This is a genomic window from Enterobacter cloacae complex sp. ECL352 (assembly GCF_020149545.1).
GTDB lineage: Bacteria > Pseudomonadota > Gammaproteobacteria > Enterobacterales > Enterobacteriaceae > Enterobacter > Enterobacter asburiae_B.
Genome location: NZ_CP083709.1, coordinates 4,100,883 through 4,127,830, shown reverse-complemented (window position 1 = coordinate 4,127,830; position 26,948 = coordinate 4,100,883). Strand labels below are relative to the sequence as shown.

The window sequence follows — 26,948 nt, the reverse complement described above, 5'->3', positions numbered from 1 at the left end:
TTAGGGAGAAGAGATGATGCGCGTACTGGTTGTTGAGGATAACGCATTGCTACGCCATCACCTGAAGGTTCAGCTTCAGGAGATGGGACATCAGGTGGACGATGCTGAAGATGCAAAAGAAGCCGATTATTATCTCAATGAACACCTGCCGGATATCGCCATTGTCGATTTAGGGTTGCCTGACGAAGACGGTCTGTCGTTAATTCGCCGCTGGCGCAGCCACGATGTCTCCCTGCCGGTTCTGGTTCTGACCGCCCGTGAAGGCTGGCAGGATAAGGTCGAAGTGCTCAGCGCGGGTGCAGACGATTACGTCACCAAGCCGTTTCATATTGAAGAGGTGGCGGCGCGCATGCAGGCGCTGTTACGCCGCAACAGCGGGCTGGCTTCACAGGTTATTTCCATCCCACCATTCCAGGTCGATCTCTCCCGCCGGGAATTAGCAATCAATGATGAAGTGATTAAGCTCACCGCCTTCGAATACACCATTATGGAAACGCTGATCCGTAACAATGGCAAAGTGGTGAGCAAAGATTCCTTAATGCTCCAGCTTTATCCTGATGCTGAACTGCGCGAGAGCCATACCATTGACGTGCTGATGGGACGTTTGCGTAAGAAAATTCAGGCGCAGTATCCGCAGGATGTGATTACCACCGTCCGTGGCCAGGGCTACCTGTTCGAATTACGCTAAATGAGAGGGATTTTACGCCACATTCTGCCCCTCTCGCTGCGGGTTCGTTTCTTACTGGCAACAGCCGCCGTCGTGCTGGTGCTGTCGCTCTCCTACGGCATGGTCGCCCTGGTGGGCTACAGCGTCAGCTTTGATAAAACCACCTTTCGACTGTTACGCGGCGAAAGCAATCTGTTTTATACCCTGGCGAAATGGGAAAATAACCGAATCACCGTCGAAATGCCGGAAAACCTCAACCAGCAGAGCCCAACGCTGGCCCTGATTTATAACGAAAAAGGGAAATTACTGTGGGCGCAGCGTGATATCCCCTGGCTGGTTAAAAGCATTCGTCCGGACTGGCTCAAAACCAACGGGTTTCATGAAATTGAAGCCGATCTCAACACCACCAGCTCGCTGATCCGTGAAGATCGCTCCCTGCAGCAAAAGCTGAACGAGATCCGCGCCGACAACGCCGAAACGGAGATGACGCACTCCGTCGCGATTAACCTCTATCCGGCGACGCTGAACATGCCGCAGCTGACCATCGTGGTGATCGACACCATTCCGGTCGAGCTGAAGCGTTCTTATATGGTCTGGAGCTGGTTCATCTACGTTCTGGCTGCGAATCTCCTGCTGGTGATCCCGCTGCTGTGGGTAGCGGCGTGGTGGAGCTTGCGCCCCATTGAGTCACTGGCGAAAGAGGTTCGTGAGCTGGAAGAACATCATCGCGAGAAGCTGAACCCGGAAACCACCCGTGAGCTCACCAGCCTGGTGCGTAACCTCAACCGCCTGCTGAAAAGTGAACGCGAACGCTACGATAAATACCGTACCACCCTTACCGACCTGACCCACAGCCTGAAAACACCGCTGGCCGTCATGCAAAGTACCCTGCGTTCAATGCGCAGTTCGAAGCTGAGCGTCGATGATGCCGAGCCGGTGATGCTGGAACAGATCAGCCGTATTTCACAGCAAATTGGCTATTACCTGCACCGCGCCAGCATGCGTTCCGGCAGCGCGCTTCTGAGCCGCGAGCTGCACCCGGTAGCCCCGCTTCTGGATAACCTCACGTCCGCCCTCAACAAGGTGTATCAGCGTAAAGGGGTGAACATCAGCCTCGATATCTCGCCAGAGATAAGCTTTGTGGGTGAAAAAAATGACTTCATGGAAGTGATGGGTAACCTGCTGGATAACGCCTGCAAATACTGTCTGGAGTTCGTGGAAGTGTCTGCGCGTCAGACGGAAACCGAACTGCATATTATCGTTGAGGATGATGGCCCAGGGATCCCTCGAAATAAACGCGATGTGGTGTTCGATCGCGGTCAGCGCGCCGATACGCTACGTCCTGGCCAGGGCGTCGGGTTAGCCGTCGCCCGTGAGATTGTCGACCAGTACGACGGGAAAATCGAAACCAGCGAAAGCCTGCTGGGCGGCGCCAGAATGGAGGTTATTTTTGGCCGCCAGCAGCCCACATTGAACGATAGTTAACCCGTTATGTGAAAAATGCGAGGATCTCGCAGCCGGGGGGCTGAGCTTCCGTTATAATCCGAGTCAGTAAGAGCCTGCGGAATAAAAATATATGGATTATCACTTAACGCTTAACTGGCCCGAGTTTATTGAACGTTACTGGCAAAAACGCCCGGTGGTTCTGAAACGCGGATTCAGCAATTTTGTCGACCCTATCTCGCCTGACGAGCTGGCAGGTCTGGCCATGGAAAACGAAGTCGACAGCCGTCTGGTGAGCCACCAGGACGGGAAATGGCAGGTTAGCCACGGTCCTTTCGAGAGCTACGATCACCTCGGTGAAAACAACTGGTCGCTGCTGGTGCAGGCGGTCAACCACTGGCACGAGCCGACTGCCGCGCTAATGCGTCCGTTCCGCGCCCTGCCCGACTGGCGCATGGACGATCTGATGATCTCCTTCTCCGTGCCGGGCGGCGGCGTAGGTCCGCATCTTGACCAGTACGACGTGTTCATCATTCAGGGTACGGGCCGCCGCCGCTGGCGCGTGGGTGAAAAAGTGCCAATGAAGCAGCACTGCCCGCATCCGGACCTGCTGCAGGTTGACCCGTTTGAAGGGATTATCGACGAAGAGCTGGAGCCGGGTGATATTCTCTACATTCCGCCGGGATTCCCTCACGAAGGCTACTCCCTGGAAAACTCACTCAACTACTCCGTGGGGTTCCGCGCGCCGAGCGGCCGCGAGATGATCAGCGGATTTGCCGACTATGTTCTGCAACGCGAGCTGGGCAGCTATCGTTACAGCGACCCTGATGTGCCTGCGCGCGAGCATCCGGCGGATATTCTGCCAGAAGAACTCGATAAGCTTCGCGGCATGATGCTGGATTTGATCAACGAGCCGGAACATTTCAAACAGTGGTTTGGTGAGTTTATCAGCCAGTCTCGTCATGAGCTGGACGTTGCGCCGCCGGAGCCACCTTATCAGGCTGACGAGATTTATGATGCGCTTCAGCAGGGCGACAAGCTGACGCGTCTGGGCGGGTTGCGCGTGCTGCGCATTGGTGAAGAGGTGTTCGTCAACGGCGAGAAGCTGGACTCTCCGCACCGTCCGGCGCTGGAAGCCATTGCCAGCCATCTGGTGCTGACTGCCGACACCTTTGGCGATGCGCTGGAAGATCCTTCCTTCCTCGCGATGCTCGCCGCGCTGGTCAACAGCGGGTACTGGTTCTTTGAGGACTGAGTCGCCTTAATTCCCGGTGGCGCTTCGCCACCGGGCTTTTCTTACCGCTTCGCGGTCAACTCCGCTATCCGCACTATCACCTTCACCGCTTTTTCCATTCCTTCGAGCGTCACAAACTCATGCTTGCCATGGTAGTTGTAGCCACCGGTAAACAGGTTCGGGCACGGCAGCCCCATAAACGACAGCTGAGAACCGTCGGTGCCGCCGCGAATCGGCTTCAGCTGAGGTTCAATATCGCAGTCGCGCATCGCCTGCTGGGCGATATCGAGAATATGCGGATGCGCCATCACCTTCTCGCGCATGTTATAATAGCTGTCTTCAATGATCAGCTCAATATAGCAATCAGGGTGTAACCCTTTACCGACCTTCTTGGCGATCTCCATCATCTTACGCTTGCGCGCCTCAAAGGCTTTGCGGTCGAAATCGCGGATGATGTAGTGCATCTGCGCGCTGTCCACGGTGCCTTTGATGCTGGTCAGGTGATAGAAACCTTCATACCCTTCGGTCTGTTCAGGGCTCTCTTCCGCCGGGACTTCTGCATGAATTCTGGACGCCAGCGACAGCGCGTTCACCATAACGCCTTTCGCCGAACCGGGATGAACGTTGTTGCCGACAATTTTGATCGTGACGGACGCGGCATTGAAGTTTTCATACTCCAGTTCACCGACGCCGCCGCCGTCGACGGTATAGGCCCACTGCGCGTTAAAAGCTTCCACGTCGAAGTGCTTCGCGCCCTTGCCGACCTCTTCATCCGGCGTAAAGGCCACGCGGATATCCCCGTGCGGGATATTTTTGCCCTTCAGCACCGCCAGCGCCGTCATAATTTCCGCAATGCCCGCCTTGTCATCCGCCCCCAGCAGCGTTTTACCGTCGGTGGTGATCAGCGTCTGGCCCAGCAGCTGGTGCAGTACCGGGAACATCACCGGCGAGAGCACCTCGTCGCCAATGCCCAGCGCAATATCGCCGCCGCGGTAGTTTTCCACAATCTGCGGGTTCACATGTTTACCGCTAAAATCCGGAGAGGTGTCGACATGGGAGATAAAGCCAATCGCCGGAATATCCCCCTGGACATTCGCCGGCAGCGTTGCCATCACAGTGCCTTTTTCGCTTAACGTGACGTTGACCAGCCCCATGGCGTCAAGCTGCTCTTTAAGCAGGTTTAATAACTTCCACTGGCCTTCGGTGCTCGGCACCTGGCGAACACCCGGCTTAGATTGGGTATCCAGCGAAACGTACTGTAAAAAACGCTCAAGTAATTTATCCATGCAGTCACCCTCACTTTTCGTGACAACATTATCAGTAAGCATCAAAACGCAAATATTGCGTCAGGTCACTTTTATCCCGCAAACGAGAATATTTTCCGTTTATATGGTTATGCGTTAGTAAATGTAGCTTATGAATCAGTGACAAGGTTTGGCGATCGCAGGGGATTGCCGTAGAATGTCCGCCCTCATTACGAGTCACCAAGGTGGTTACACACAAACCCCGCTTCAGTCTGCTGCCTGAGGCGTCTATATGGGACAGCGCAAAAATTGAATACACAATCCCGTTCACGTTCACCGCTGGTGCAACTGGAACGAATTCGTAAAAGTTTTGATGGTAAAGACGTTATTTCCGACCTCACTCTGACCATCAATGACGGTGAGTTTCTGACGCTGCTTGGCCCCTCGGGCTGCGGCAAAACAACCGTACTGCGCCTTATCGCCGGGCTGGAAAGCGTCGATAACGGCCATATCCATCTTGAAAACCAGGACATCACCCAAGTTCCTGCCGAAGACCGCCACGTCAACACCGTCTTTCAGAGCTACGCCCTGTTCCCGCACATGACCGTGTTTGAAAACGTGGCGTTTGGCCTGCGGATGCAAAAAACGCCGGCGAATGAGATCGAACCGCGCGTCATCGACGCCCTGCGCATGGTGCAGCTTGAGACGTTTGCCCAGCGTAAACCCAATCAGCTTTCCGGCGGCCAGCAGCAGCGCGTGGCCATCGCCCGCGCCGTGGTCAACAAGCCGCGCCTGCTCCTGCTGGATGAATCCCTCTCCGCGCTGGATTACAAGCTGCGCAAGCAGATGCAGAACGAGCTTAAAGCCCTGCAGCGCAAGCTCGGCATTACCTTTGTCTTCGTCACCCACGATCAGGAAGAGGCTCTGACTATGTCCGACCGCATCGTGGTAATGCGCGACGGCAAAATCGAGCAGGACGGCACGCCGCGCGAAATCTACGAAGAGCCGAAGAATCTGTTTGTCGCCAGCTTCATTGGCGAGATCAATATCTTCGACGCCACGGTGATTGAGCGTCTGGACGACCAGCGCGTGCGCGCCAGCGTCGAAGGACGCGAGTGCAATATCACGGTGAATTTCCCCGTCGAAAAGGGACAAAAGCTCAACGTTCTTCTGCGCCCGGAAGATCTGCGCGTCGATGAAATTCACGGCAATACCGAGGCTGAAGGGTTAATCGGCTATATCCGCGAGCGCAACTACAAAGGGATGACGCTGGAGTCCGTTGTCGAGCTGGAGAACGGCAAGATGGTGATGGTCAGCGAGTTCTTTAACGAAGACGACCCTGACTTCGACCACTCTCTCGACCAGAAAATGGTTATCAACTGGGTAGAAAGCTGGGAGGTTGTGCTGGCTGATGAAGAACACAAGTAAATTCCAGAATGTGGTGATCGCCACGATCGTCGGTTGGCTTGTGCTGTTTGTCTTTTTGCCCAACCTGATGATCGTTGCCACCAGCTTTCTGACCCGCGACGACGCTAGCTTCGTTTCGCTGGTCTTTACGCTGGACAACTACGCGCGCCTGCTCGATCCGCTCTATTTTGACGTGCTGCTGCACTCGCTCAACATGGCGCTGATTGCCACCCTTGCCTGTCTGGTGCTGGGGTATCCTTTCGCATGGTTCCTCGCGGGCCTGCCGCAAAAGGTGCGACCCCTGCTGCTGTTTTTACTGATTGTTCCCTTCTGGACCAACTCGTTAATCCGCATCTACGGGCTGAAAATCTTCCTTAGCACTAAAGGCTATCTCAACGAGTTTCTGCTGTGGCTGGGGGTGATTGATACGCCGATCCGCATCATGTTTACCCCGAGCGCGGTGATTGTCGGCCTGGTCTATATCCTGCTGCCGTTTATGGTGATGCCGCTCTACTCCAGCATCGAGAAGCTGGATAAACCGCTGCTGGAGGCGGCAAAAGATCTGGGAGCTAACAAGCTGCAGACCTTCATCCGCATTATTATCCCGCTGACCATGCCCGGCATTATCGCGGGCTGTCTGCTGGTAATGCTCCCGGCGATGGGCTTGTTCTACGTGTCGGATCTGATGGGCGGCGCGAAAAACCTGCTGATCGGTAACGTGATCAAGAGCCAGTTCCTGAACATCCGCGACTGGCCGTTCGGCTCCGCGACCAGCATTACGCTGACGGTGATCATGGGCCTGATGCTGCTGGTCTACTGGCGCGCCTCACGCTTGCTGAATAAAAAGGTGGAACTCGAATGATCGGTCGACTGCTTCGCGGCGGTTTTATGACCGCCATTTATGCCTATCTCTATATCCCGATCGTTATTTTGATCGTGAACTCGTTTAACAGCTCACGCTTCGGGATTAACTGGCAGGGTTTTACCACCAGCTGGTACAGCCTGCTGATGAACAACGATAGCCTCCTGCAGGCCGCTCAGCACTCGCTGACGATGGCGATCTTCTCCGCCACCTTCGCGACGCTGATTGGCTCGCTCACCGCCGTGGCGCTGTACCGCTATCGCTTTCGCGGCAAACCGTTCGTCAGCGGCATGCTGTTTGTGGTGATGATGTCGCCGGACATCGTGATGGCCATTTCGCTGCTGGTGCTGTTTATGCTGCTGGGCGTAAAGCTTGGCTTCTGGTCGCTGCTGTTCTCACATATCACCTTCTGCCTGCCGTTTGTGGTGGTGACCGTCTTCGCGCGCCTGAAAGGGTTCGACGTGCGCATGCTGGAGGCGGCGAAAGATTTGGGCGCCAGCGAGACGATCATCCTGCGCAAAATCATCCTGCCGCTGGCGATGCCCGCCGTGGCGGCCGGATGGCTACTTAGCTTCACCCTGTCGATGGATGACGTGGTCGTGTCCTCCTTCGTCACCGGTCCGAGCTATGAAATTCTGCCGTTGAAGATCTATTCAATGGTGAAAGTCGGCGTCTCACCGGAGGTGAACGCGCTGGCGACCATTCTGCTGGTGTTTTCGCTGGTTCTGGTGATCGCCAGCCAGGTTATTGCTCGTGATAAAACAAAATCTCAGGGGACAATGAAATGAAAAAAATGCTCGCCGCTGCGGCACTGGTGCTTGGCATGGGTACCGCGCACGCTGATGACAGCAAAACGCTCTACTTCTACAACTGGACCGAGTACGTGCCGCCGGGCCTGCTGGAACAGTTCACGAAGGAGACGGGCATCAAGGTTATCTACTCGACCTACGAGTCGAATGAAACCATGTACGCCAAGCTGAAAACCTACAAAGACGGCGCATACGATCTGGTCGTGCCTTCCACCTACTTTGTCGACAAAATGCGCAAAGAGGGCATGATCCAGAAGATCGACAAAACGAAGCTAACCAATTTTTCAAACCTCGATCCAGAGATGCTCAACAAGCCGTTCGACCCCAATAACGACTACTCCATTCCGTACATCTGGGGAGCAACCGCGATTGGCGTGAATAGCGATGCCGTCGATCCGAAAACAGTGACAAGCTGGGCCGACCTGTGGAAACCGGAATACAAGGGTAGCCTGCTGTTAACCGACGACGCGCGTGAGGTGTTCCAGGTCGCGCTGCGCAAGCTGGGCTACTCGGGCAACACGACGGACCCCAAAGAGATTGAAGCGGCGTATAACGAGCTGAAAAAGCTGATGCCTAACGTGGCGGCGTTCAACTCTGATAACCCGGCAAACCCGTATATGGAAGGCGAAGTGAACCTGGGGATGGTGTGGAACGGCTCCGCGTATGTCGCCCGCCAGGCCGGTACGCCGCTTGAGGTGGTCTGGCCGAAAGAAGGCGGGATCTTCTGGATGGACAGCCTTGCGATCCCCGCCAACGCGAAAAACGTTGAAGGGGCGCACAAGCTGATTAACTTCCTGCTGCGCCCGGACGTGGCGAAACAGGTTGCCGAGACGATTGGCTACCCCACGCCAAACCTCGCCGCACGCAGGCTGCTGAAGCCTGAAGTGGCTAACGATAAATCGCTCTATCCGGATGCCGAAACCATCAGCAAAGGTGAATGGCAGAACGATGTCGGTGACGCCAGCCGCCTCTACGAAGAGTATTACCAGAAATTAAAAGCGGGCCGATAAACGGTATCGCGTTCTTCCTCACGCCGTACGTGCGGCGTGAGGAGGATTAACTGACCGCATTCTCCCCTGCCCAAATTGTCGCCTTTCTCATCGCCTCAACCACATCCTCATCCGACAGACCCAGCGCCTGACGAACCCGGGTCGCCTCGTCCCACTGCTGCTGTTCATAGTATCGGCACAGGCTCACCATATCGGCTAACCGTCCCTCCTGATGGCACAGGGCATTGCTCACGCTCTGCGGGACCGCAATTTGCTTCATCAACTCGGCCATCGGCTGTTCGAGGAGGGTATCGAGCAGAGAAAACAGGCCGCACATGAATGCATTTTCAGCCAGCGTCGGTTCGTTCATCGTCTCTGCGATCAGCTCGCAGAACTTGCCGCGCATCATGCTCAGCGGGTAAAGCTCGCTGACGGTGTCATTGCCCGCACTGGCGAGGACCACGACGGCAACAAACCGTCTCAGCTGGTTTTCCCCGAGGTATCTGAGGACTTCGCTCAGGGTTAACTTGCTGAAATTACAGGCACCGATATGTTTAAATGCGGTGTGCTTCATGTAGCGCATAATCTTATAGGACAGCGTGAGATCGGTTTTAATCAACGACTCGACGATCCGAAAATCGGGTTTATTGCGTCCGACCTCCATTTGCAGCCGAAAAATTGCCAGCTGATTTTGCGATAGCCGTTTATATTTAATGACCTCCGGACGGCAGAAAAAATAGCCCTGAAACAGCGAGAATCCCTCTTCCCTGTATTGGCTGAATTCCTCTTTAGTCTCAATTTTTTCAGCGAGATATTTAATATGCCCGGTTAAATGTTTACGCTCTTTCAGATACTGTTTAATTTGCGCTAAGGTATAATTTCTGACGTCAAATTTCAGTATTGAAATATAGGGTAAAAAAGCATCCCATTCTGGAGCAAGGGTGAAATCATCAAGCGCAAACTGATAACCATCCGCACTCATCTCCCTGACGGCCTGCAACAGCTCCGCTCCCGGCACAGCATCTTCCAGGATCTCAATGACCACGCTCTCTTTATCCAGCGCTTCTCCACTGCGGTCTATGACCATCCGCGAAGGGAAATTAATAAACGACGTATGTGCCCCGGCGATGCGCTGGGACGGCACGCATAAAAACTGATCTGATATCATCCTGGAGGTGGCATATTCCGCCGACACATCCGGAAAACGGTTTGTCATCCCATCTCTGAAGAGCAGCTCATAGGCCACCGTCTTCATCTCAGGGTTAAAAATGGGTTGTCGCGCAATAAATCCGTACATATCCCATCCTCCTCTACAACTTTATATTTATTAGCATCCTCTTTCTACACGACGATAACGAGCTTTATCGAGCACTATTTTGATTGAATGCACAAAATAAAAGCATCCACACTAATTAACTGGATTTACAAATCAAAATTTAAATTAAATATCCCTGGCGCTCTACAGAAAGAAAAGAAAATATCCGATAAGGAATATGTGCCTGCCCGACATGCACGATATTACGGGAGATGAGAATGAAAGACGCCGTGGTCCAAAGAAAAAAAATAAGAGTCAAGACGTTGATGCTATTGTCCATTTTCCTCACCGTAACGGTGGGCTTTACGGCAACGATCGGGTTTATGATGTGGCAGTGGATGGCCCAGCAGGAGGTTCTGGCCAAAAAGCATATCCGCCAGATTGCCGAGGTGCAAGCGTTGCAGGTCAGTAAACAGCTGGATTCTGCCCTGACTGCCGCCCGGGATATGGGCAACAGCGCCCTGGCGCTGCGCGAGGCGGGCGTAACCGATCGCCAGAGCCTGAACCAGCTGCTCATCCACTACCTTTCGGCTCACCCGCAGTTTCTCTCCATGTCGATGGCCTTTGAGCCTAACGCGTTCGACGATAAAGATGCCGTCTGGGCCGGTCAAAGCGGTGAAGATCCTGCCGGGCGCTACGCCCGCTACGTTGACCGGGACGCCACCGGCAAACCGGCATTACACCTGCTGACGGATATCGAAATGCCCGGCAGCGGCGATTATTATCTGCTGCCGAAACAACGCCATAAAGATGTGATCATCGAGCCCTATATCTATCCCTACAACGGCGTGGACGTGATGCTCACCTCGATTGCCGCCCCCATCATGCGTGACGGTCAGTTTCTGGGCTCGGTCACCTCTGACTTCTCTCTCGCCACGCTGCAGTCGACGATCGGCGCGATTAAACCGTGGAACGGCACGGGCTATGCCCTGCTCCTCTCAGCGGGTAATAACGTAGTGTCCAGCCCGGACCAGCGCGCGGCGGGCAAGCCTTACGCCGGTCAGATTGCCGGTCATGACGTCACCCGCATCAACGATCCGCTGCTGAAGGAGGACGTGTTCATCACCTGGCAGGACATCGCCGTCGGTAACAGCCAGACGCCGTGGAAACTCGCCATTATCACGCCGGTCAGCGAAGTGATGGCCGAAGCGCGCGCATTTTTACTGAAAGCCATCATCATGATGGTGTTAAGCATCGTGGCGGTTAGCCTGGTCATGGCACAGATCTTCACCCGCAAAGTTGACCGTCCGGTTGGGGGCGAACCTTCGGAGGCCGCCGGGATCGCTCTGGCCGTTGCCAGGGGAGATCTGAACAACACCATCCCGGTGCGTTCCGGAGATACCCACAGCATTTTTTATGCCCTGCACACCATGCAGATGCAGCTCAAGCGCATCGTCGACAATATCAGCGAAGCCAGCCACTCCGTACACGGCGGCACCAGCGAAATTTCGGCGGGCAACCTGGACCTCGCCTCGCGAACCGAGGAACAGGCGGCTGCGATTGTTGAAACGGCAGCCAGCATGGAAGAGATTTCGGTCACGGTGAAGAATAACGCCGACAACGCCCACAAGGCGACCACGCTGACCGATCGCGCCGCGAGCCTCGCCGGGCATGGCGAAACGCTGGTGAACGACGTGGTCGTGGTGATTGGGGAAATTGATGAGAGCGCGCGTAAGATCGGCGAGATTAACAGCATCGTCGACGGCATCGCCTTCCAGACCAATATCCTGGCGCTGAATGCTGCCGTTGAAGCGGCACGGGCTGGCGAACAGGGGCGCGGTTTCGCGGTAGTCGCTGGGGAAGTGCGCAATCTTGCCCAGCGAAGCGCTAACGCGGCAAAAGAGATCTCTCAGCTGATTGCCGAGTCCTCAGGGCGCGTCAGCAAAGGCGTTGAGCTGGTCAATGAAACCGGGGTGATGATGAAACAGGTGATTGAAGCGGTGTCGCATGTGCATCTGGTCATCAACGATATCGTTCAGGCGCTGGACGAGCAAAATCGCGGGATTAGCCAGGTCAGCACCGCCGTTAACCAGATGGACAGCACGACCCAGCAGAACGCCTCTCTGGTTCAGCAGATCTCTGCGGCGGCGCTCTCGCTGGATGAGCAGGCTAAATCGCTCGAGAAGACGCTGGCGTTCTTCCATTCATAAATAAAAAGGCACCCGCTGGACGGGTGCCTTTTCACGCGATTGCCGTTATAGCCCTTTCAGCAGCTTGTCGACAAACTCCGGGACGACCGTGCTTGCCAGACCGTAGTGTTTCTCTTCAAACTCGCTGCCCACCTGGCTTGGCTCAAGATTGAGTTCTACCGTATGCGCACCGTGCAGTCGCGCTTCGTGGACAAATCCCGCCGCCGGATAAACATGACCGGATGTGCCGATGGCGATAAACACGTCGGCCATCGCCAGCGCGCTGTAGATATCATCCATTCCCAGCGGCATTTCACCGAACCAGACCACGTGCGGACGCAGGCGCGACGGGAACTGGCAGCAGTGGCACTTATCCTCAGGCAGCACGTCCTCTTGCCAGTCCAGCACCTGACCGCTCCAGGCGCAGCGAACCTTGAGCAGCTCGCCGTGCATGTGGATGATGTTCTTGTTACCGGCCCGCTCGTGCAGGTTATCGATATTCTGCGTCACCAGCAGAAAACGATCGCCGAGCGCCTCTTCGAGCTTCGCCAGCGCCAGATGCGCCGCATTCGGCGCGACGTCAGGCTGCTGAAGCTGACGACGGCGGGCGTTGTAAAACGCCTGGACGAGATCCGGATCGCGGGCAAAGCCTTCCGGCGTGGCTACATCCTCCACGCGGTGCTCTTCCCACAGCCCGTCCGCCGCGCGGAAGGTTCGAATTCCTGACTCGGCGGAGATCCCCGCCCCGGTCAGCACCACCACTCTGGGTTTATCCATCGCTTCTGGCATTATTCTGTCTCTGAAAAAAATCCGCTGGCGCAAGCGCTCACGCAAGCGGCGTTTGTTTTTGCGAAAACGGCTGAGTCGACCCTGGCGACGCGACAGCATAGAAACCTCGTAAACTAATCGGTGAGATGAAGGAATGCGGCTCCGCGCATGCCTCCTGCGTCCCCGTGTCGCGCGCGTTCAATACGCGGCACACGGGCAACCGGCAATAAATGTCGGGGCAAACGCCCGGACAAACGTTCCGTAATCGCGGTAAAGTTTGACAGCCCTCCCCCGATCACCAGCAGATCCGGGTCGACGATGGTGAGAATATTTCCCAGACACACCGCCAGCAGATCCAGATAACGCTCGACGTGCTCGCACGCCTGCGCATCCCCTTGCTCCCACAGGGTAATGATTTGAGGGGCCTCAAGTTTCTGATGATAGAAGTGTTCGTAAAGCCATGCAAACCCGCGACCGGAGAGGGTGTTCTCAATACAGCCGTGCTGGCCGCAGCCGCAGCGGGTCAGCGGGAAATCGCGCCCCACGACTTCCAGGGCATCCACCGGGAGACGGATATGACCAAACTCGCCGGTGATGTAGCTGCGCCCGGTGATTGGCTTCCCGTTGATCACAATTCCCCCGCCGACGCCGGTGCCGAGGATCAGCCCCATCACCAGCGGATACTGACGGAACTCATCGTCCCAGGCTTCGGAGAGCGCAAAGCAGTTAGCATCATTGTCTAAACGCACGTCGCGTTCAAGGAGGGCAGAGAGATCGGCGCGGAGCGATTTACCGCTGGCGGCAGGCACGTTGGCGGCATACAGCGTGCCGTCGTCGGTTTCGGGCATACCCGGAATGCCGATGCCGACGCTGCCTTTCACGCCAAAGCGTTCATCGGCCTGAGCCACCAGCGCGGCAATCGCGGTTAAAAATTCGTCGTAGCTTTCGCGCGGCGTGGGAACGCGGGTTTCCCACTGTAGCCTGAGGTCTTTATCAAACACGCCGAGCGCAATCTTGGTGCCGCCAATATCAAATCCGTAATACATAACGCATTCCTCTTTTAACCTGGCGGCCCGAAAGCCGCTAGATCATGACGTAATTACTGGCCACTTAATACCCTCGCCGGATCAATTCGGCTTGCGCGACGCGCCGGATACCAGCTTGCCAGCAGACTCAGTAAAAGTGCTGTAACCAGCACATAAAAAACGTCCAGCCAGTGCAGTTCCGACGGCAGGAAGTCAATAAAGTAGATATCACCCGACAGGAACTGGTGACCAATAAGCTTTTCGATCCCGTTGATAATCGGCGTCAGCTGCAGGGAAACCACCACGCCAATCACCACGCCGCACAGGCTACCGAACAGCCCCGCCAGCAAACCGTACCAGACGAAGATGGCGCGAATAAGACCGTCTTTCGCCCCCAGCGTACGCAGCACGGCGATGTCGCCGCTCTTGTCCTTGACCGCCATCACCAGCGTCGAGACGATATTAAAGCACGCGACACCAATCACCAGCACCATCGCCAGATACATGATGGCGCGGATCATCTGGATATCACGGTACATATAGCCGTAAGTGCCGATCCAGCTTTTGATGTAGACATAGTTATTGGTCACGCTGCCCGCGTCGCGAACCAGTTTGTTGGCGTTAAAGACGTCGTTCACCTTAATGGCAATGCCCGTCACGCTGTCGGCCATGTCGAGATACTGGCGCGCATCCTCCATCGGCACCATCGCAAAGCTATGGTCAAGCTGACCGCTCAGCTGAAGAATACCGGTGACGTGCAGGCGCACGCGCTTAGGCTGCTGCAGTTTGTGGTCGGCGCTGGCGTTCGGGATCATGATCGACACCCAGTCGCCCTGCTTCACCTTCAGGGCATCGGCCACGCCTTTACCCATGATGATCTGCTGCTCGCCGGCCTTAAAGTTGGCCCACGCGCCGTTCTGCACATAGTTTGGCAGCGCGCTGAGACGCGCTTCCTGGGCGGGGTTAACCCCCTTTACCTGAATGGCGCGCAGGTTTACCCCGCTCTCCACCAGCCCGGTAAAGTTAATGTAGGGCGCGGCCGCGGCAATGCCCGGCACCTTTTCGACTTTGGCGAGCGCATCGCTCCAGTTCGTCCACGGCTGGTTAACCGGCTCGATCTCCCCGTGCGGCACTACCGCCAGAATGCGGTTATTCAGCTCGCGCTCAAAGCCGTTCATGGCGCTCAAGCCGACAATCAGCACCGCCACACCGAGCGCAATACCGATGGTCGAGATGACGGAGATCAGCGACACCATGCCGCCGCGACGGCGGCCGCGGCTAAAACGTAAACCGATGAGTAACGATAACGGTGACGCCATTACTCTGCTCCCATCAGGGTCAGTTCCGCGTTCAGATGGCCGTCGCGCATCTCAAGCTGACGCCCCATGCGTTTTGCCAGCTGCAGATCGTGGGTTACGACCAGAAACGCGGTGCCCTGCGAGGCGTTCAGCTCGCCCAGAAGCTGGAAAATACTGTCCGCATTGCGGGCATCCAGGTTACCGGTAGGCTCATCCGCCAGCACCAGACGCGGGTTGTTGACCAGCGCGCGGGCAATCGCCACGCGCTGGCGCTCGCCGCCGGAAAGCTCAGAGGGACGATGGTTACCGCGATGGCCCAGCCCTACCGCTTTCAGCATGTCGCTGGCGCGGGCGTTAATTTCTGCCGGTTTCTTTTTGCCAATCAGCAGCGGCATCGCCACGTTTTCCAGCGCCGTGAAATCCGGCAGCAGGTGGTGGAACTGGTAGATAAAGCCCAGCTCGCGGTTGCGCAGCTCGGCCTTCGCCGCGGAGGACATTTTGCTCATCGGCTGGCCGGAGAAAATCACGTCGCCCTCGGTTGGCGTATCCAGCCCGCCCAGCAGGTGCAGCAGCGTACTTTTGCCCGAGCCGGAGCTGCCAACAATCGCCATCATCTCGCCTTCGCCCACGTTGAAGCTCACATTGTGCAGCACGTCGGTTTGCACAGTGCCTTCCTGATAGCGTTTGGACAGGTTGTCGCATTGCAACAGGATCTTATTCATAACGTAAAGCCTCAGCGGGTTGAGTGGCGGCAGCGCGCCAGGAAGGATAAAGCGTAGAAAGCAGCGCAATGGCCATCGCGGCCAGCGCAATACCGACCACCTGCAGCGGCTCGATAGCCACCGGCAGCGCCGCGCCGTCGAGCAGCGCGCCGATGATCGGCATTAAGTTATTAAGCTGGCTGGCAAGCAAGGCCCCCAGTACGGCGCCGAGCAGCGCGCCGATGATGCCTGCGCTGGCCCCCTGCACCATAAACACCGCCATGATCTGGCGCGGCGTGAGCCCCTGGGTTTGCAGAATGGCGACTTCGCCCTGCTTCTCCATCACCATCAGGCCCAGCGAGGTAATGATGTTAAATGCAGCCACGGCCACGATCAGGCTCAGCAGCAGCCCCATCATATTTTTTTCCATCCGCACGGCCTGGAACAGTTCGCCTTTACGCTCGCGCCAGTCCTGCCATTTGGTGCCGTCCGGCAGTTTTTGCTGGCTGAGGGTATCGACCTTCAGCGGCGCGTCGAGCCACAGGCGCCAGCCGGTGATATTCCCTGCAGGGTAGCGCATCAGGCGTGAAGCGTCCTGAATGTTAACCAGCATCTGGTAACCATCGACTTCGCTGTTGGCTGCAAAGGTACCAATCACGTTGAACAGGCGCTGGCTTGGCAGGCGCCCCATCGGCGTAAACTGGCTGGCAGAAGGTACCATCACGCGCAGCTGGTCACCGCGGTTGACGCCAAGCTGTCCGGCAAGCTGTTCACCCAGAATCACGTTGTATTTCCCGGCTTCCAGATCGGTCTGCTTCACGTTAACCAGATACGGCGTCAGCGGATCGTTTTGCGCCGGGTCGATACCCAGCATCACGCCGACCGCCACGCTGCGGGCGCTTTGCAGCACCACGTCGCCGGTCGTCAACGGCGCGACGCGCGTGACGCCCTGTAACTTCGCCGCGCTTTCCGGCAGCTGTTGCGGGTTAACCGAACCGTTGGATGATGAGAGAACGGCCTGCGGCATCAGCCCCAGGATGTTGTTTTGCAGCTCGCGCTCAAAGCCATTCATGACGGAAAGTACCGTCACCAGTGCCATCACGCCAAGCGTAATGCCAATAGTCGAAAGCCAGGAGACAAAGCGACCGAAGCGGTCCGCGGCGCGCCCACGCATGTAACGTAAGCCTATGAAGAGTGCGACAGGTTGATACATGAAATCCGTCTGTTTGCTGATAGCAGACCCACGAGTATATAAGCGAATCCTTTAAGCGTAAATGACTGAAACAGTAAGCTTTGGTAATCATTCTTCCGAAAAATTCAGATAAATCAGAGTGCTATTGTCTGAATACTCACCTCGCAACCTCCACCTTTTCCGAAAAACCACCGGATACAGACTGTTACCCATTACATCCCGGCTTCGTTTTACAACAATTGCTCGTTCGTTTATGGCAATAAGGTAGTGGCGAATAATGAAGCAAAAAGCATTATGGATTAACCAGATAAAAGGGCTGTGTATCTGCCTGGTGGTTATCTATCATTCGGTTATCACGTTTTATCCGCATCTGATCGGGCTACAACACCCGCTCTCCGGCCTTCTCGCCAAATGCTGGGTCTATTTTAACCTCTATCTCGCACCGTTTCGTATGCCGGTCTTCTTCTTTATCTCCGGCTATCTGATCCGTCGTTATATTGACGAAGTGGACTGGCGAACCAGTCTCGACAAGCGGATCTGGAGCATTGTCTGGGTCCTGGCGCTGTGGGGCGTCCTGCAATGGCAGGCGTTGACCCACCTGAACGCCTGGCTGGCGCCCGAGCGTGAGCTTGCCACCGCGTCGAACGCGGCCTACGCCGACTCGTTCTCAGGCTTTGTGCTGGGGATGATCACCGCCAGCACCAGCCTGTGGTATCTGTATGCCCTGGTGGTCTACTTCACGCTGTGTAAACTGCTGAGCCGCTGGAAGCTGCCGGTTCTGGGACTGCTGGCGCTGGCGAGCATCGCGATTAACTTCATGCCGCTGCCGTGGTGGGGGATGAACAGCGTGGTCCGCAACATGATCTACTACAGCCTCGGGGCGTGGTATGGCGCAGCGCTGATGGCGTGGATGAAAAGCGTCAACCTGCGCCGCATCTGGCTGGCAACCGGGGCTTTCGCCGCCGTCTCCGTGGTGCTGTGGTTTGCTAACGTTCCGCTGCTGCTCTCATTGCTGTCGATTGTGCTGATCATGAAGCTATTCTACAGCCTTGAGCAGCGCTACGCCGTTAACCCGAACAATCTGCTGAATGTGATTGGCTCCAATACCATTGCGATTTATACCACCCACCGCATCCTGATTGAGGCCTTTAGCCTGTTCCTGATTGGCGAAATGAATGCCGCCTCTTGGCCGGTCTGGGCAGAGCTCACCCTGATGCTGGTCTACCCGTTTGCCAGCCTGCTTATCTGTACCCTTGCCGGGCTCGGAGTGCGTAAAATCTCCACCGCGCTTTTTGGAGACGTTTTCTTCTCTCCTCCGTCTACGCTGCCCCTGTCACCTTCAACGCGTTAATGCCCTCTCCGCCCCCGTTTCGGGGGCGTTTAGCCCCGCCGTGCGGTTACGATTTGCTTATGTAAAACGATCGAGGATAATAAAGACATTGCGTATCAGTGATATGCCCCAATACTGTTGGTATATCCATAAGAGACTCTGACATAGCCATGCTTGAACACTATCGTTATTCCTTGCCTGTCAAAGCGGGCGACCAGCGCCAGCTGGGTGAACTCACGGGCGCGGCGTGCGCCACGCTGGTGGCGGAAATCGCCGAGCGTCACCCAGGCCCGGTGATTCTGGTTGCCCCGGATATGCAAAACGCCCTGCGCCTGCACGACGAAATTCGCCAGTTCACCGATAGCCTGGTATTCAGCCTGGCCGACTGGGAGACGCTGCCGTATGACAGCTTCTCTCCGCATCAGGAGATCATCTCCTCGCGCCTGTCGACGCTCTATCAGCTGCCGACCATGCAGCGCGGCGTGCTGATTGTGCCGGTGAACACCCTGATGCAGCGCGTCTGTCCGCACAGCTATCTGCACGGTCACGCGCTGGTGATGAAAAAAGGCCAGCGCCTCTCCCGTGATGCCCTGCGCGCGCAGCTTGACGGTGCCGGCTATCGCCACGTCGACCAGGTGATGGAGCACGGGGAATACGCGACCCGCGGCGCGCTGCTTGACCTTTACCCGATGGGCAGCGACCAGCCGTATCGTCTGGATTTCTTTGATGATGAAATCGACAGCCTGCGCGTATTCGACGCCGACACGCAGCGCACGCTGGAGGAAGTCGAGTCGATCAATTTACTGCCCGCGCATGAGTTCCCCACGGACAAAACCGCTATCGAGCTGTTCCGCAGCCAGTGGCGCGATAAGTTCGAGGTGAAGCGCGACGCGGAACATATTTATCAGCAGGTCAGTAAAGGCACGCTTCCAGCCGGGATCGAATACTGGCAGCCGCTGTTCTTCAACGAGCCGCTGCCTGCCCTGTTCAGCTACTTCCCGGCGAACACGCTGATTGTCAACACCGGGGATATCGACGCCAGCGCCAGCCGCTTTGAAAGCGAAACCCGCGCCCGTTTTGAAAACCGTGGCGTTGACCCAATGCGTCCGCTGCTGCCGCCGGAAGCGCTGTGGCTGCGCACCGACGAGCTCAACGCCGAGCTGAAGCGCTGGCCGCGCATGCAGCTGAAAACCGATTCGCTTGCCGACAAGGCCGCCAATACCAACCTCGCCTTCCGGACGCTGCCGGACCTGGCCGTTCAGGCGCAGCAGAAATCCCCGCTGGATAATCTGCGCAAGTTCCTGGAGTCCTTCACCGGCCCGGTGGTGTTCTCCGTTGAGAGTGAAGGCCGCCGCGAAGCGTTAGGTGAGCTGCTGGGACGCATTAAGGTGGCGCCGAAGCGCATCCTGCGTCTGAGCGAAGCGACCGGAAACGGTCGTTATCTGATGATTGGTGCCGCCGAGCACGGGTTCATCGACACGCTCAACAACCTGGCGCTGATTTGCGAAAGCGACCTGCTGGGCGAGCGCGTCGCGCGCCGCCGTCAGGACAGCCGTCGGACCATCAACCCGGACACGCTGATCCGTAACCTGGCCGAGCTTCATCCTGGCCAGCCGATTGTTCACCTGGAACACGGCGTTGGGCGCTATCAGGGGATGACCACGCTGGAAGCGGGCGGCATCAAAGGTGAATACCTGATGCTCACCTACGCCAACGACGCCAAACTGTATGTCCCGGTCTCCTCTCTGCATCTGATCAGCCGCTACGCGGGCGGCGCCGAAGAGAATGCGCCGCTGCACAAGCTGGGCGGCGACGCCTGGGCGCGCGCGCGCCAGAAGGCGGCGGAAAAAGTGCGCGACGTGGCGGCCGAGCTGCTGGATATCTACGCCCAGCGCGCGGCCAAACAGGGCTTCGCCTTTAAGCACGATAAAGAACAGTACCAGCTGTTCTGCGACAGCTTCCCGTTTGAAACCACGCCGGATCAGGCCCAGGCCATCAACGCCGTGCTGAGCGACATGTGCCAGCCGCTGGCCATGGACCGCTTAGTCTGCGGCGACGTCGGCTTCGGCAAAACCGAAGTGGCGATGCGCGCCGCCTTCCTTGCGGTGGAAAACAACAAGCAGGTGGCGGTGCTGGTGCCGACCACCCTGCTCGCTCAGCAGCACTTCGATAACTTCCGCGACCGTTTCGCCAACTGGCCGGTACGTATCGAGATGCTCTCGCGTTTTCGCAGCACCAAAGAACAGACGCAGATCCTCGAACAGGCCAGCGAAGGCAAAATCGATATTCTGATCGGCACCCACAAGCTGCTGCAAAGCGACGTGAAGTGGAAAGATCTGGGGCTGCTGATCGTCGACGAAGAGCACCGCTTCGGGGTGCGTCATAAAGAGCGAATCAAAGCGATGCGCGCCGACGTCGATATCCTCACCCTGACCGCAACGCCAATCCCGCGAACCCTCAACATGGCGATGAGCGGCATGCGCGATCTGTCGATTATTGCCACGCCGCCGGCGCGCCGTCTGGCGGTGAAAACCTTTGTTCGCGAGTACGATAATCTGGTGGTGCGGGAGGCCATTCTGCGTGAAGTGCTGCGCGGAGGTCAGGTCTACTACCTCTACAATGACGTGGAAAACATCCAGAAAGCCGCGGACAGGCTGGCGGAGCTGGTGCCGGAAGCGCGCATCGCTATCGGTCACGGGCAGATGCGCGAGCGCGAGCTGGAACGGGTAATGAACGACTTCCACCACCAGCGCTTTAACGTGCTGGTGTGCACCACCATCATTGAGACCGGGATCGACATTCCGACGGCGAACACCATCATCATTGAGCGTGCGGATCACTTTGGTCTGGCGCAGCTTCACCAGCTGCGCGGCCGCGTCGGGCGTTCGCACCATCAGGCCTACGCCTGGCTACTGACGCCGCATCCGAAAGCGATGACCACCGACGCGCAAAAGCGTCTGGAAGCCATCGCCTCGCTGGAAGACCTGGGCGCTGGCTTTGCGCTGGCGACGCACGATCTCGAGATCCGCGGTGCCGGCGAACTGCTGGGTGAAGACCAGAGCGGCTCCATGGAGACCATCGGCTTCTCGCTCTATATGGAGCTGCTGGAGAACGCGGTTGATGCCCTGAAGGCCGGACGCGAGCCGTCGCTGGAAGATCTCACCAGCCAGCAGACTGAGGTCGAGCTGCGTATGCCTTCCCTGCTGCCGGACGATTTTATTCCGGACGTGAATACCCGACTGTCGTTCTACAAGCGCATCGCCAGCGCGAAGAAGGAGAACGAGCTGGAAGAGATCAAGGTGGAGCTGATTGACCGCTTTGGTCTGCTGCCCGATCCGGCGAGAAATTTGCTGGATATCGCGAGGCTGCGCCAGCAGGCGCAAAAGTTGGGGATCCGCAAGCTTGAAGGCAATGAAAAAGGCGGCGTGATTGAATTCGCCGAGAAGAATCACGTCAACCCGATGTGGCTGATCGGCCTGCTGCAAAAACAGCCGCAGCATTTCCGTCTGGATGGTCCAACACGTCTCAAATTTACCCAGGAACTGACGGAGCGCAAAACCCGTATGGACTGGGTGCGTAACTTTATGCGCCAGCTGGAAGAGAACGCGATCGCATAACCTCCCTTCCCCCTGTTAGCTGAGGAGTTTCATGTAGTTTATTAACCGGAAGCGATGAAAGTTGCTTCCGGGAATGAACAGCTTACAGCGCCCCCCTGGTCCGGCTGTAAATCGCTGAGGCGTTTCCTTGCAGGCCGGGGCGAGGCGCAGGGATGCGCCGGGAGGGCGGGCTTTACATGGACGTTGCCTCCGCCCGTCCCCGATAAGCCGGAAGGAATAAGCCGAGGGCACCGCGAAGCGGCGATTTACTGCCGGGAGCCCGGGTCACCAGGGTGGTGGCGATTGAGCCACCCTGGCTCGTTCACCGGTTATGTCGTTAAAGAGTAGCAAGGAACATGAAGTGAACGGAATGACCACCAGAGCCGTATGTTCCCCCTCACCCCAACCCTCTCCCTCAAGGGAGAGAGGGTCGTCCGTTCAGGCATTATTTTATGGGGATCCCTTCCCCCTGTTAGCCCGGCGCTACGGGGGACAATTTACAAACTCTTTGCACTTCACCCGATCTTCCCGACACACCCATTCGCCATAATTATGTTTAACGCCTTACAAAACAATAACCTTATCATTTACATGGATTATGGTGATGATGACCTCTTCGCGTTTTACTCGCTGGATGACTCTGTTTGCGCTGGCAGCCACCGTCGCGGTTGCGCTTCCCGCTCGGGCAAACACCTGGCCCCTTCCCCCTCCCGGCAGCAAGGTGGTGGGTGAAAACCGCTTTCATGTGGTTGAAAATAATGGTGGTTCACTGGAAGCGATTGCCAAAAAATATAACGTCGGTTTTCTGGCCCTGCTGCAGGCGAACCCCGGCGTCGACCCGTACGTCCCGCGCGCGGGCAGCGTACTGACCATCCCGTTACAGACTATCCTGCCGGACGCCCCGCGCGAGGGGATGGTGATAAACCTGGCCGAACTGCGTCTGTACTATTACCCGCCGGGTAAAAATGAAGTCACCGTCTACCCTATCGGTATTGGTCAGCTGGGCGGCGACACGCTGACGCCGACGATGGTCACCACCGTCTCGGATAAACGCGCGAATCCAACCTGGACCCCAACGGCGAACATTCGTGCCCGCTATAAGGCCCAGGGGATCGATCTTCCTGCTGTGGTTCCGGCAGGCCCGGATAACCCGATGGGGCACCACGCGATCCGCCTGGCGGCATACGGCGGCGTCTACCTGCTGCACGGAACGAATGCGGATTTTGGCATCGGCATGCGCGTCAGCTCCGGCTGTATTCGTCTGCGCGATGACGATATCAAAACGCTGTTTAACGTCGTTACGCCGGGAACCAAAGTGAATATTATCAATACGCCGATTAAAGTTTCAGAGGAGCCCGGCGGCGTGCGGCTGGTTGAGATACATCAGCCGTTATCGAAAAACATTGGTGACGATCCGCAGACGCTGCCCATCAACCTGAATGCCGCGATGGTAAGCTTCAAAACGAATGCGAATACCAACAGCGTGGTGATGGAGCGTGCGATGGAAGCCCGGTCAGGCATGCCGACCGATGTCACCCGGCATCACGATGTCGTCCCGCAGTCGATGTAAATCGGAAATAAAAAAACGCCCTGCTCAGCAGGGCGTTTTTATTGCAGCGGCATAAATGAGGGTTTATGCCCGGCTTATTTGTAGATGACCGCAGTGCCGTGCAGAGTGTTAGGACCGGTCACTGAGGTGATGCGGTAAGATTTTGCACCCATCTCTTGCGCTTTTTGCGCCAGCTGATCTTCCAGGGAACCCAGGTTAGTACCTGCAGACGCAGAGATTGTCCCGACTTTATGCTGGTCGGCAGGGGTGGATTGCACCTGTACAGCAGCAAAGCTTGCGAAAGAGAGTGAACTCAGGACAGCGGCAGCGATGAGAGTTTTTACGTTTTTCATGATGTTTACCTTTAGCAGATGAATTTGGAGGTCGTTAATCATTTAGTTAACGATCGATAGGTAAATCATAAATGTGATCCATGTCACGCGTCAACATAATTTTATAACGAGCGTTAACTTAATTTTAAAATTGTTATTTTTCATAGATATATGATTAATTTATTTTTAAGCATTCTGCACTGGTGGTAGGTTGCGTTTATTTTTATAATGGTCATTCACCAAACCAACAGAGGACCAACGGCAAATGACAACCGATGTCACGAGTTGTGCGAAGAAAAGCCGTGGCCGACCAAAAGTGTTTGACAGGGATGCAGCGCTTGATAAGGCCATGACTCTCTTCTGGCAACATGGGTATGAAGCAACCTCGCTTTCCGATCTGGTAGAAGCCACCGGAGCCAAAGCGCCGACGCTGTATGCCGAATTTACTAATAAAGAGGGGCTGTTCAGGGCGGTGCTGGACAGATACATTTCGCGCTTTGCGGCGAAACACGAAGCCCAGCTGTTCTGCGAAGAGAAAAGCGTTGAACAGGCGCTCCGGGACTATTTCACCGCCGTCGCGACCTGCTTTACCAGTAAAGAGACGCCTGCGGGCTGCTTTATGATTAACACCTCTGCCACCCTTGCGGCGTCCTCTAAAGAGATTGCCAATACGGTGAAATCCCGGCATGCCATGCAGGAAGAGACCCTCAGCGCATTTCTGGCTCAGCGCCAGCAGCGCGGTGAAATCCCGGCGCAATGCAACCCTCAGCTGCTGGCGCAATACCTGAGCTGTATTTTGCAGGGGATGTCGATCAGCGCCCGTGAAGGAGCCACGCTGGAAAAACTGCAGCATATTAGCGAAACCACGCTGCGGCTGTGGCCTGAGCTACTGAAAATCTGAAGCAAAAAAAAAGCTCCTCAGCCTGAGCGCATGAGGAGCTAAATTCAGAGAACATCTTTTTTACACTTTGTTATTCAGAACCAGCTGGCCGTTTCCATCCAGTGGAATTTGCGTGCCCGGGTCTTTATCCATGCGGATTTTGCCCTGCTGATCGCCAATTTTGTACGTCACGTCATAGCCCAGCATTTTTTCCGACTTGTCATAGACGGTTTTGCAGCGTTGCTGAGTCGTGGTGTAGGTATCATTATCCTGCATCGCGCCCTGCACCTGGTTACCGGCATAGCCGCCACCCAGCGCGCCGACCACGGTCGCCACGTCTTTACCCCGGCCGCCGCCAAACTGGTGACCAATAACGCCACCCGCTACCGCACCCAGAACAGAACCGGCAATGCGGTTTTCATCCTGCACCGGACGACGGTGCGTCACGGAGACGTTACGGCACTCCTGACGAGGCGTTTTTACGGTTTCTTTAATCGGTGTAGCAGAAACCACCTGTGCATACTGCGGGCCGCGATCTAATACGTTGAGACTGGCAACGGCAGCCACACCTAACGCAGCCGCGACGCCAATCCCTATACCCGCCAACATTGATTTATTCACGGGACTTCCTCCTTTGTTGCTATTGGTAACAATTTTGCAATGGAGGCACGGCTTCGCCAATAAGATAAAGGATCAAAAAAGGGGCGTTGAGAGGAGATATATTGTATTTAGGAGAACTCTTAAGCAGTCAAACTGTGATCTACAGCATGAAATGCTAAAAACTCCCTCCGGAGGGCCCGGAGGGAGTGAAAGATTAGTGCAGCTTCAGACGCGGACGGATCACGCGGTTGATTCTGCCCACCAGCATCATCAGCCCGGTTTTGAAGTAGCCGTGCAGCGCAATCTGGTGCATGCGGTACAGGGAGATATACACGAAGCGGGCAATGCGCCCTTCTACCATCATTGAGCCGCGCATCAGGTTGCCCATCAGGCTGCCGACAGTAGAGAAGTTTGACAGCGACACCAGTGAACCGTGGTCTTTGTAGACATAGGCTTTCATTGGCTTGCCTTTGTACTGCGCCAGAATGTTGTGCAGCACCAGACTTGCCATCTGGTGAGCGGCCTGCGCGCGCGGCGGCACGAATCCACCTTCAGGACGCGCGCAGGAGGCACAGTCACCGATGGCAAAGATTTCAGGATCGCGCGTGGTTTGCAGCGTTGGCTCGGTTACCAGCTGGTTAATGCGGTTGGTTTCCAGACCGCCGATCTCTTTCATAAAGTCAGGCGCTTTGATACCTGCCGCCCAGACCATCAGATCCGCTTTGATATATTCGCCGTCTTTGGTGTGCAGGCCGCCTTCGTCGGCGCTAGTCACCATGGTTTGCGTCAGCACCCGCACGCCCAGTTTGGTGAGCTCATTGTGCGCCGCACCGGAAATACGCGGAGGCAGCGCAGGCAGGATGCGTTCACCGGCTTCAACCAGCGTGACGTTCAGCGCTTCGTTAGTTAACCCTTTGTAACCGTAGCTGTGCAGCTGCTTCACCGCATTGTGCAGCTCCGCTGACAGCTCAACGCCCGTCGCGCCGCCGCCGACAATAGCGATATTCACCTTACCGTTCGCACCCATATTGCTGGTGTACTTCAGGAACAGGTTCAGCATTTCCTGATGGAAACGACGCGCCTGGTGCGGGTTATCGAGGAAGATACAGTGCTCTTTAACGCCCGGCGTGTTGAAGTCGTTGGAGGTACTGCCCAGCGCCATGACCAGCGTGTCGTACGCCAGTTTACGCTCGGGAACCAGCAGCTCCCCTTTTTCATCGCGCAGCTCTGCCAGGGTGATGGTTTTGCTTTCACGGTTGATGTCCACCACCGAGCCCAGCTGGAACTGGAAATGATGGTTACGGGCGTGCGCCAGATAGCTGAGCGCGTCCACGCCCTCATCCAGAGAACCGGTCGCCACTTCGTGCAGCAGCGGTTTCCACAGGTGGCTATGGTTACGATCCACCAGCGTAATTTTGGCTTTTTTACCGCGACCCAGCTTCTTGCCTAGCTGTGTAGCCAGCTCCAGCCCGCCAGCACCACCGCCTACAATCACTATCTTTTTCAATGGCGTAGTCAACGTGACCCCCTCAAATTATTAACCAATTGTTAATTAAAAGTTATAAAAATAACCCTTAA

The 26,948-nt window shown here is 56.3% G+C and carries 22 protein-coding genes; 12 read left to right on the top strand and 10 right to left on the bottom strand.

The window, feature by feature from the left end:
- The first annotated feature begins 16 nt into the window (after positions 1–16).
- The 3 genes from phoP to LBF07_RS20080 all read left to right on the top strand — a co-directional run bounded on the left by phoP (position 17) and on the right by LBF07_RS20080 (position 3,365).
- Positions 17–688, top strand: a complete 672-nt coding sequence (phoP, locus tag LBF07_RS20090; RefSeq protein ID WP_028019015.1) for a two-component system response regulator PhoP — start codon at positions 17–19, stop codon at positions 686–688.
- The gene (phoQ, locus tag LBF07_RS20085; protein ID WP_033145232.1) at positions 689–2,152 is read left to right on the top strand and encodes a two-component system sensor histidine kinase PhoQ; all 1,464 of its coding nucleotides are present in this window, start codon (positions 689–691) and stop codon (positions 2,150–2,152) included.
- A gap of 91 nt (positions 2,153–2,243) precedes the next feature.
- On the top strand, positions 2,244–3,365 hold the full coding sequence (locus LBF07_RS20080; protein ID WP_023311180.1) for a cupin domain-containing protein: 1,122 nt from the start codon (positions 2,244–2,246) through the stop codon (positions 3,363–3,365).
- Positions 3,366–3,406: 41 nt separating this feature from the next.
- Here LBF07_RS20080 and pepT read toward each other — a convergent pair whose 3' ends face one another.
- Positions 3,407–4,630 (bottom strand): peptidase T, encoded by a 1,224-nt coding sequence (pepT, locus tag LBF07_RS20075; protein WP_032665021.1) that lies wholly within the window; start codon positions 4,628–4,630, stop codon positions 3,407–3,409.
- A gap of 237 nt (positions 4,631–4,867) precedes the next feature.
- Between pepT and potA the strand changes: the two genes are divergently transcribed.
- Genes potA through potD form a run of 4 tightly spaced genes read left to right on the top strand, consistent with a single transcriptional unit; the run spans position 4,868 to position 8,676 of the window.
- Complete coding sequence (gene potA / locus LBF07_RS20070) at positions 4,868–6,016, top strand: spermidine/putrescine ABC transporter ATP-binding protein PotA (protein WP_176690097.1); 1,149 nt, start codon at positions 4,868–4,870, stop codon at positions 6,014–6,016.
- Positions 6,000–6,857, top strand: coding sequence for a spermidine/putrescine ABC transporter permease PotB (potB, locus tag LBF07_RS20065; protein WP_033145229.1), 858 nt, complete (start codon positions 6,000–6,002; stop codon positions 6,855–6,857). The genes potA and potB overlap by 17 nt, the downstream gene beginning before the upstream one ends.
- Complete coding sequence (gene potC, locus LBF07_RS20060) at positions 6,854–7,645, top strand: spermidine/putrescine ABC transporter permease PotC (RefSeq protein WP_094935725.1); 792 nt, start codon at positions 6,854–6,856, stop codon at positions 7,643–7,645. Before potB ends, potC begins: the two co-directional genes overlap by 4 nt.
- Positions 7,642–8,676 (top strand): spermidine/putrescine ABC transporter substrate-binding protein PotD, encoded by a 1,035-nt coding sequence (gene potD / locus LBF07_RS20055; protein WP_094935724.1) that lies wholly within the window; start codon positions 7,642–7,644, stop codon positions 8,674–8,676. The genes potC and potD overlap by 4 nt, the downstream gene beginning before the upstream one ends.
- Before the next feature lie 46 nt (positions 8,677–8,722).
- Here the strand turns inward: potD and LBF07_RS20050 are convergent, their stop codons facing one another.
- Positions 8,723–9,952: an EAL and HDOD domain-containing protein gene (locus LBF07_RS20050; RefSeq protein ID WP_094935723.1), complete on the bottom strand. Its 1,230-nt coding sequence runs from the start codon at positions 9,950–9,952 to the stop codon at positions 8,723–8,725.
- A gap of 236 nt (positions 9,953–10,188) precedes the next feature.
- Here LBF07_RS20050 and LBF07_RS20045 point away from each other — a divergent pair, with 236 nt between their 5' ends.
- The gene (locus LBF07_RS20045) at positions 10,189–12,120 is read left to right on the top strand and encodes a methyl-accepting chemotaxis protein (protein ID WP_094935722.1); all 1,932 of its coding nucleotides are present in this window, start codon (positions 10,189–10,191) and stop codon (positions 12,118–12,120) included.
- Positions 12,121–12,165: 45 nt separating this feature from the next.
- On the opposite strand, the gene cobB is transcribed toward LBF07_RS20045, so the two are convergent.
- Genes cobB through lolC form a run of 5 tightly spaced genes read right to left on the bottom strand, consistent with a single transcriptional unit; the run spans position 12,166 to position 17,104 of the window.
- Positions 12,166–12,987, bottom strand: a complete 822-nt coding sequence (gene cobB / locus LBF07_RS20040; protein ID WP_045888802.1) for a Sir2 family NAD+-dependent deacetylase — start codon at positions 12,985–12,987, stop codon at positions 12,166–12,168.
- A 14-nt stretch (positions 12,988–13,001) separates the two neighbouring features.
- Positions 13,002–13,913 (bottom strand): N-acetylglucosamine kinase, encoded by a 912-nt coding sequence (gene nagK, locus LBF07_RS20035; protein WP_094935721.1) that lies wholly within the window; start codon positions 13,911–13,913, stop codon positions 13,002–13,004.
- 53 nt (positions 13,914–13,966) lie between these two features.
- Positions 13,967–15,211: a lipoprotein-releasing ABC transporter permease subunit LolE gene (gene lolE / locus LBF07_RS20030; RefSeq protein WP_032657985.1), complete on the bottom strand. Its 1,245-nt coding sequence runs from the start codon at positions 15,209–15,211 to the stop codon at positions 13,967–13,969.
- On the bottom strand, positions 15,211–15,912 hold the full coding sequence (gene lolD, locus LBF07_RS20025; protein WP_094935720.1) for a lipoprotein-releasing ABC transporter ATP-binding protein LolD: 702 nt from the start codon (positions 15,910–15,912) through the stop codon (positions 15,211–15,213). Before lolD ends, lolE begins: the two co-directional genes overlap by 1 nt.
- Entirely contained in the window at positions 15,905–17,104 is a 1,200-nt protein-coding gene (gene lolC / locus LBF07_RS20020; RefSeq protein ID WP_032668182.1) for a lipoprotein-releasing ABC transporter permease subunit LolC, read from the bottom strand. Before lolC ends, lolD begins: the two co-directional genes overlap by 8 nt.
- Positions 17,105–17,360: 256 nt before the next feature.
- On the opposite strand from lolC, the gene LBF07_RS20015 reads away from it, so the two are divergent.
- From LBF07_RS20015 to LBF07_RS20005, 3 genes are all read left to right on the top strand, one after another.
- Positions 17,361–18,434 carry an acyltransferase family protein gene (locus LBF07_RS20015; RefSeq protein WP_094935719.1) on the top strand — a complete coding sequence of 358 codons (1,074 nt, stop codon included), beginning with the start codon at positions 17,361–17,363 and terminating at the stop codon, positions 18,432–18,434.
- A 149-nt stretch (positions 18,435–18,583) separates the two neighbouring features.
- A complete protein-coding gene (mfd, locus tag LBF07_RS20010) occupies positions 18,584–22,030 on the top strand; it encodes a transcription-repair coupling factor (protein ID WP_094935718.1) in 3,447 nt (1,148 codons plus the stop codon).
- Positions 22,031–22,613: 583 nt separating this feature from the next.
- A complete protein-coding gene (locus tag LBF07_RS20005; protein WP_029739865.1) occupies positions 22,614–23,579 on the top strand; it encodes a L,D-transpeptidase family protein in 966 nt (321 codons plus the stop codon).
- A 74-nt stretch (positions 23,580–23,653) separates the two neighbouring features.
- Here LBF07_RS20005 and bhsA read toward each other — a convergent pair whose 3' ends face one another.
- Entirely contained in the window at positions 23,654–23,911 is a 258-nt protein-coding gene (bhsA, locus tag LBF07_RS20000; RefSeq protein WP_023616599.1) for a multiple stress resistance protein BhsA, read from the bottom strand.
- A 244-nt stretch (positions 23,912–24,155) separates the two neighbouring features.
- Between bhsA and LBF07_RS19995 the strand changes: the two genes are divergently transcribed.
- Positions 24,156–24,791 carry a TetR/AcrR family transcriptional regulator gene (locus LBF07_RS19995; protein WP_029739866.1) on the top strand — a complete coding sequence of 212 codons (636 nt, stop codon included), beginning with the start codon at positions 24,156–24,158 and terminating at the stop codon, positions 24,789–24,791.
- Between the two features lie 60 nt (positions 24,792–24,851).
- Here the strand turns inward: LBF07_RS19995 and LBF07_RS19990 are convergent, their stop codons facing one another.
- Positions 24,852–25,391, bottom strand: a complete 540-nt coding sequence (locus tag LBF07_RS19990; RefSeq protein ID WP_008500779.1) for a glycine zipper 2TM domain-containing protein — start codon at positions 25,389–25,391, stop codon at positions 24,852–24,854.
- Positions 25,392–25,584: 193 nt separating this feature from the next.
- Positions 25,585–26,889, bottom strand: coding sequence for an NAD(P)/FAD-dependent oxidoreductase (locus LBF07_RS19985; RefSeq protein WP_023335290.1), 1,305 nt, complete (start codon positions 26,887–26,889; stop codon positions 25,585–25,587).
- Positions 26,890–26,948: the final 59 nt, after the last annotated feature.

What these genes read in the sequence shown, in the direction of transcription:
- phoP (WP_028019015.1), top strand. Translation starts at nt 17, where the DNA reads ATGCGCGTACTGGTTGTTGAGGATAACGCATTGCTACGCCATCACCTG.
- phoQ (WP_033145232.1), top strand. Translation starts at nt 689, where the DNA reads ATGAGAGGGATTTTACGCCACATTCTGCCCCTCTCGCTGCGGGTTCGT.
- LBF07_RS20080 (WP_023311180.1), top strand. Translation starts at nt 2,244, where the DNA reads ATGGATTATCACTTAACGCTTAACTGGCCCGAGTTTATTGAACGTTAC.
- pepT (WP_032665021.1), bottom strand. Translation starts at nt 4,630, where the DNA reads ATGGATAAATTACTTGAGCGTTTTTTACAGTACGTTTCGCTGGATACC.
- potB (WP_033145229.1), top strand. Translation starts at nt 6,000, where the DNA reads ATGAAGAACACAAGTAAATTCCAGAATGTGGTGATCGCCACGATCGTC.
- potC (WP_094935725.1), top strand. Translation starts at nt 6,854, where the DNA reads ATGATCGGTCGACTGCTTCGCGGCGGTTTTATGACCGCCATTTATGCC.
- potD (WP_094935724.1), top strand. Translation starts at nt 7,642, where the DNA reads ATGAAAAAAATGCTCGCCGCTGCGGCACTGGTGCTTGGCATGGGTACC.
- LBF07_RS20050 (WP_094935723.1), bottom strand. Translation starts at nt 9,952, where the DNA reads ATGTACGGATTTATTGCGCGACAACCCATTTTTAACCCTGAGATGAAG.
- LBF07_RS20045 (WP_094935722.1), top strand. Translation starts at nt 10,189, where the DNA reads ATGAAAGACGCCGTGGTCCAAAGAAAAAAAATAAGAGTCAAGACGTTG.
- cobB (WP_045888802.1), bottom strand. Translation starts at nt 12,987, where the DNA reads ATGCTGTCGCGTCGCCAGGGTCGACTCAGCCGTTTTCGCAAAAACAAA.
- nagK (WP_094935721.1), bottom strand. Translation starts at nt 13,913, where the DNA reads ATGTATTACGGATTTGATATTGGCGGCACCAAGATTGCGCTCGGCGTG.
- lolE (WP_032657985.1), bottom strand. Translation starts at nt 15,211, where the DNA reads ATGGCGTCACCGTTATCGTTACTCATCGGTTTACGTTTTAGCCGCGGC.
- lolD (WP_094935720.1), bottom strand. Translation starts at nt 15,912, where the DNA reads ATGAATAAGATCCTGTTGCAATGCGACAACCTGTCCAAACGCTATCAG.
- lolC (WP_032668182.1), bottom strand. Translation starts at nt 17,104, where the DNA reads ATGTATCAACCTGTCGCACTCTTCATAGGCTTACGTTACATGCGTGGG.
- LBF07_RS20015 (WP_094935719.1), top strand. Translation starts at nt 17,361, where the DNA reads ATGAAGCAAAAAGCATTATGGATTAACCAGATAAAAGGGCTGTGTATC.
- mfd (WP_094935718.1), top strand. Translation starts at nt 18,584, where the DNA reads ATGCTTGAACACTATCGTTATTCCTTGCCTGTCAAAGCGGGCGACCAG.
- LBF07_RS20005 (WP_029739865.1), top strand. Translation starts at nt 22,614, where the DNA reads ATGATGACCTCTTCGCGTTTTACTCGCTGGATGACTCTGTTTGCGCTG.
- bhsA (WP_023616599.1), bottom strand. Translation starts at nt 23,911, where the DNA reads ATGAAAAACGTAAAAACTCTCATCGCTGCCGCTGTCCTGAGTTCACTC.
- LBF07_RS19995 (WP_029739866.1), top strand. Translation starts at nt 24,156, where the DNA reads ATGACAACCGATGTCACGAGTTGTGCGAAGAAAAGCCGTGGCCGACCA.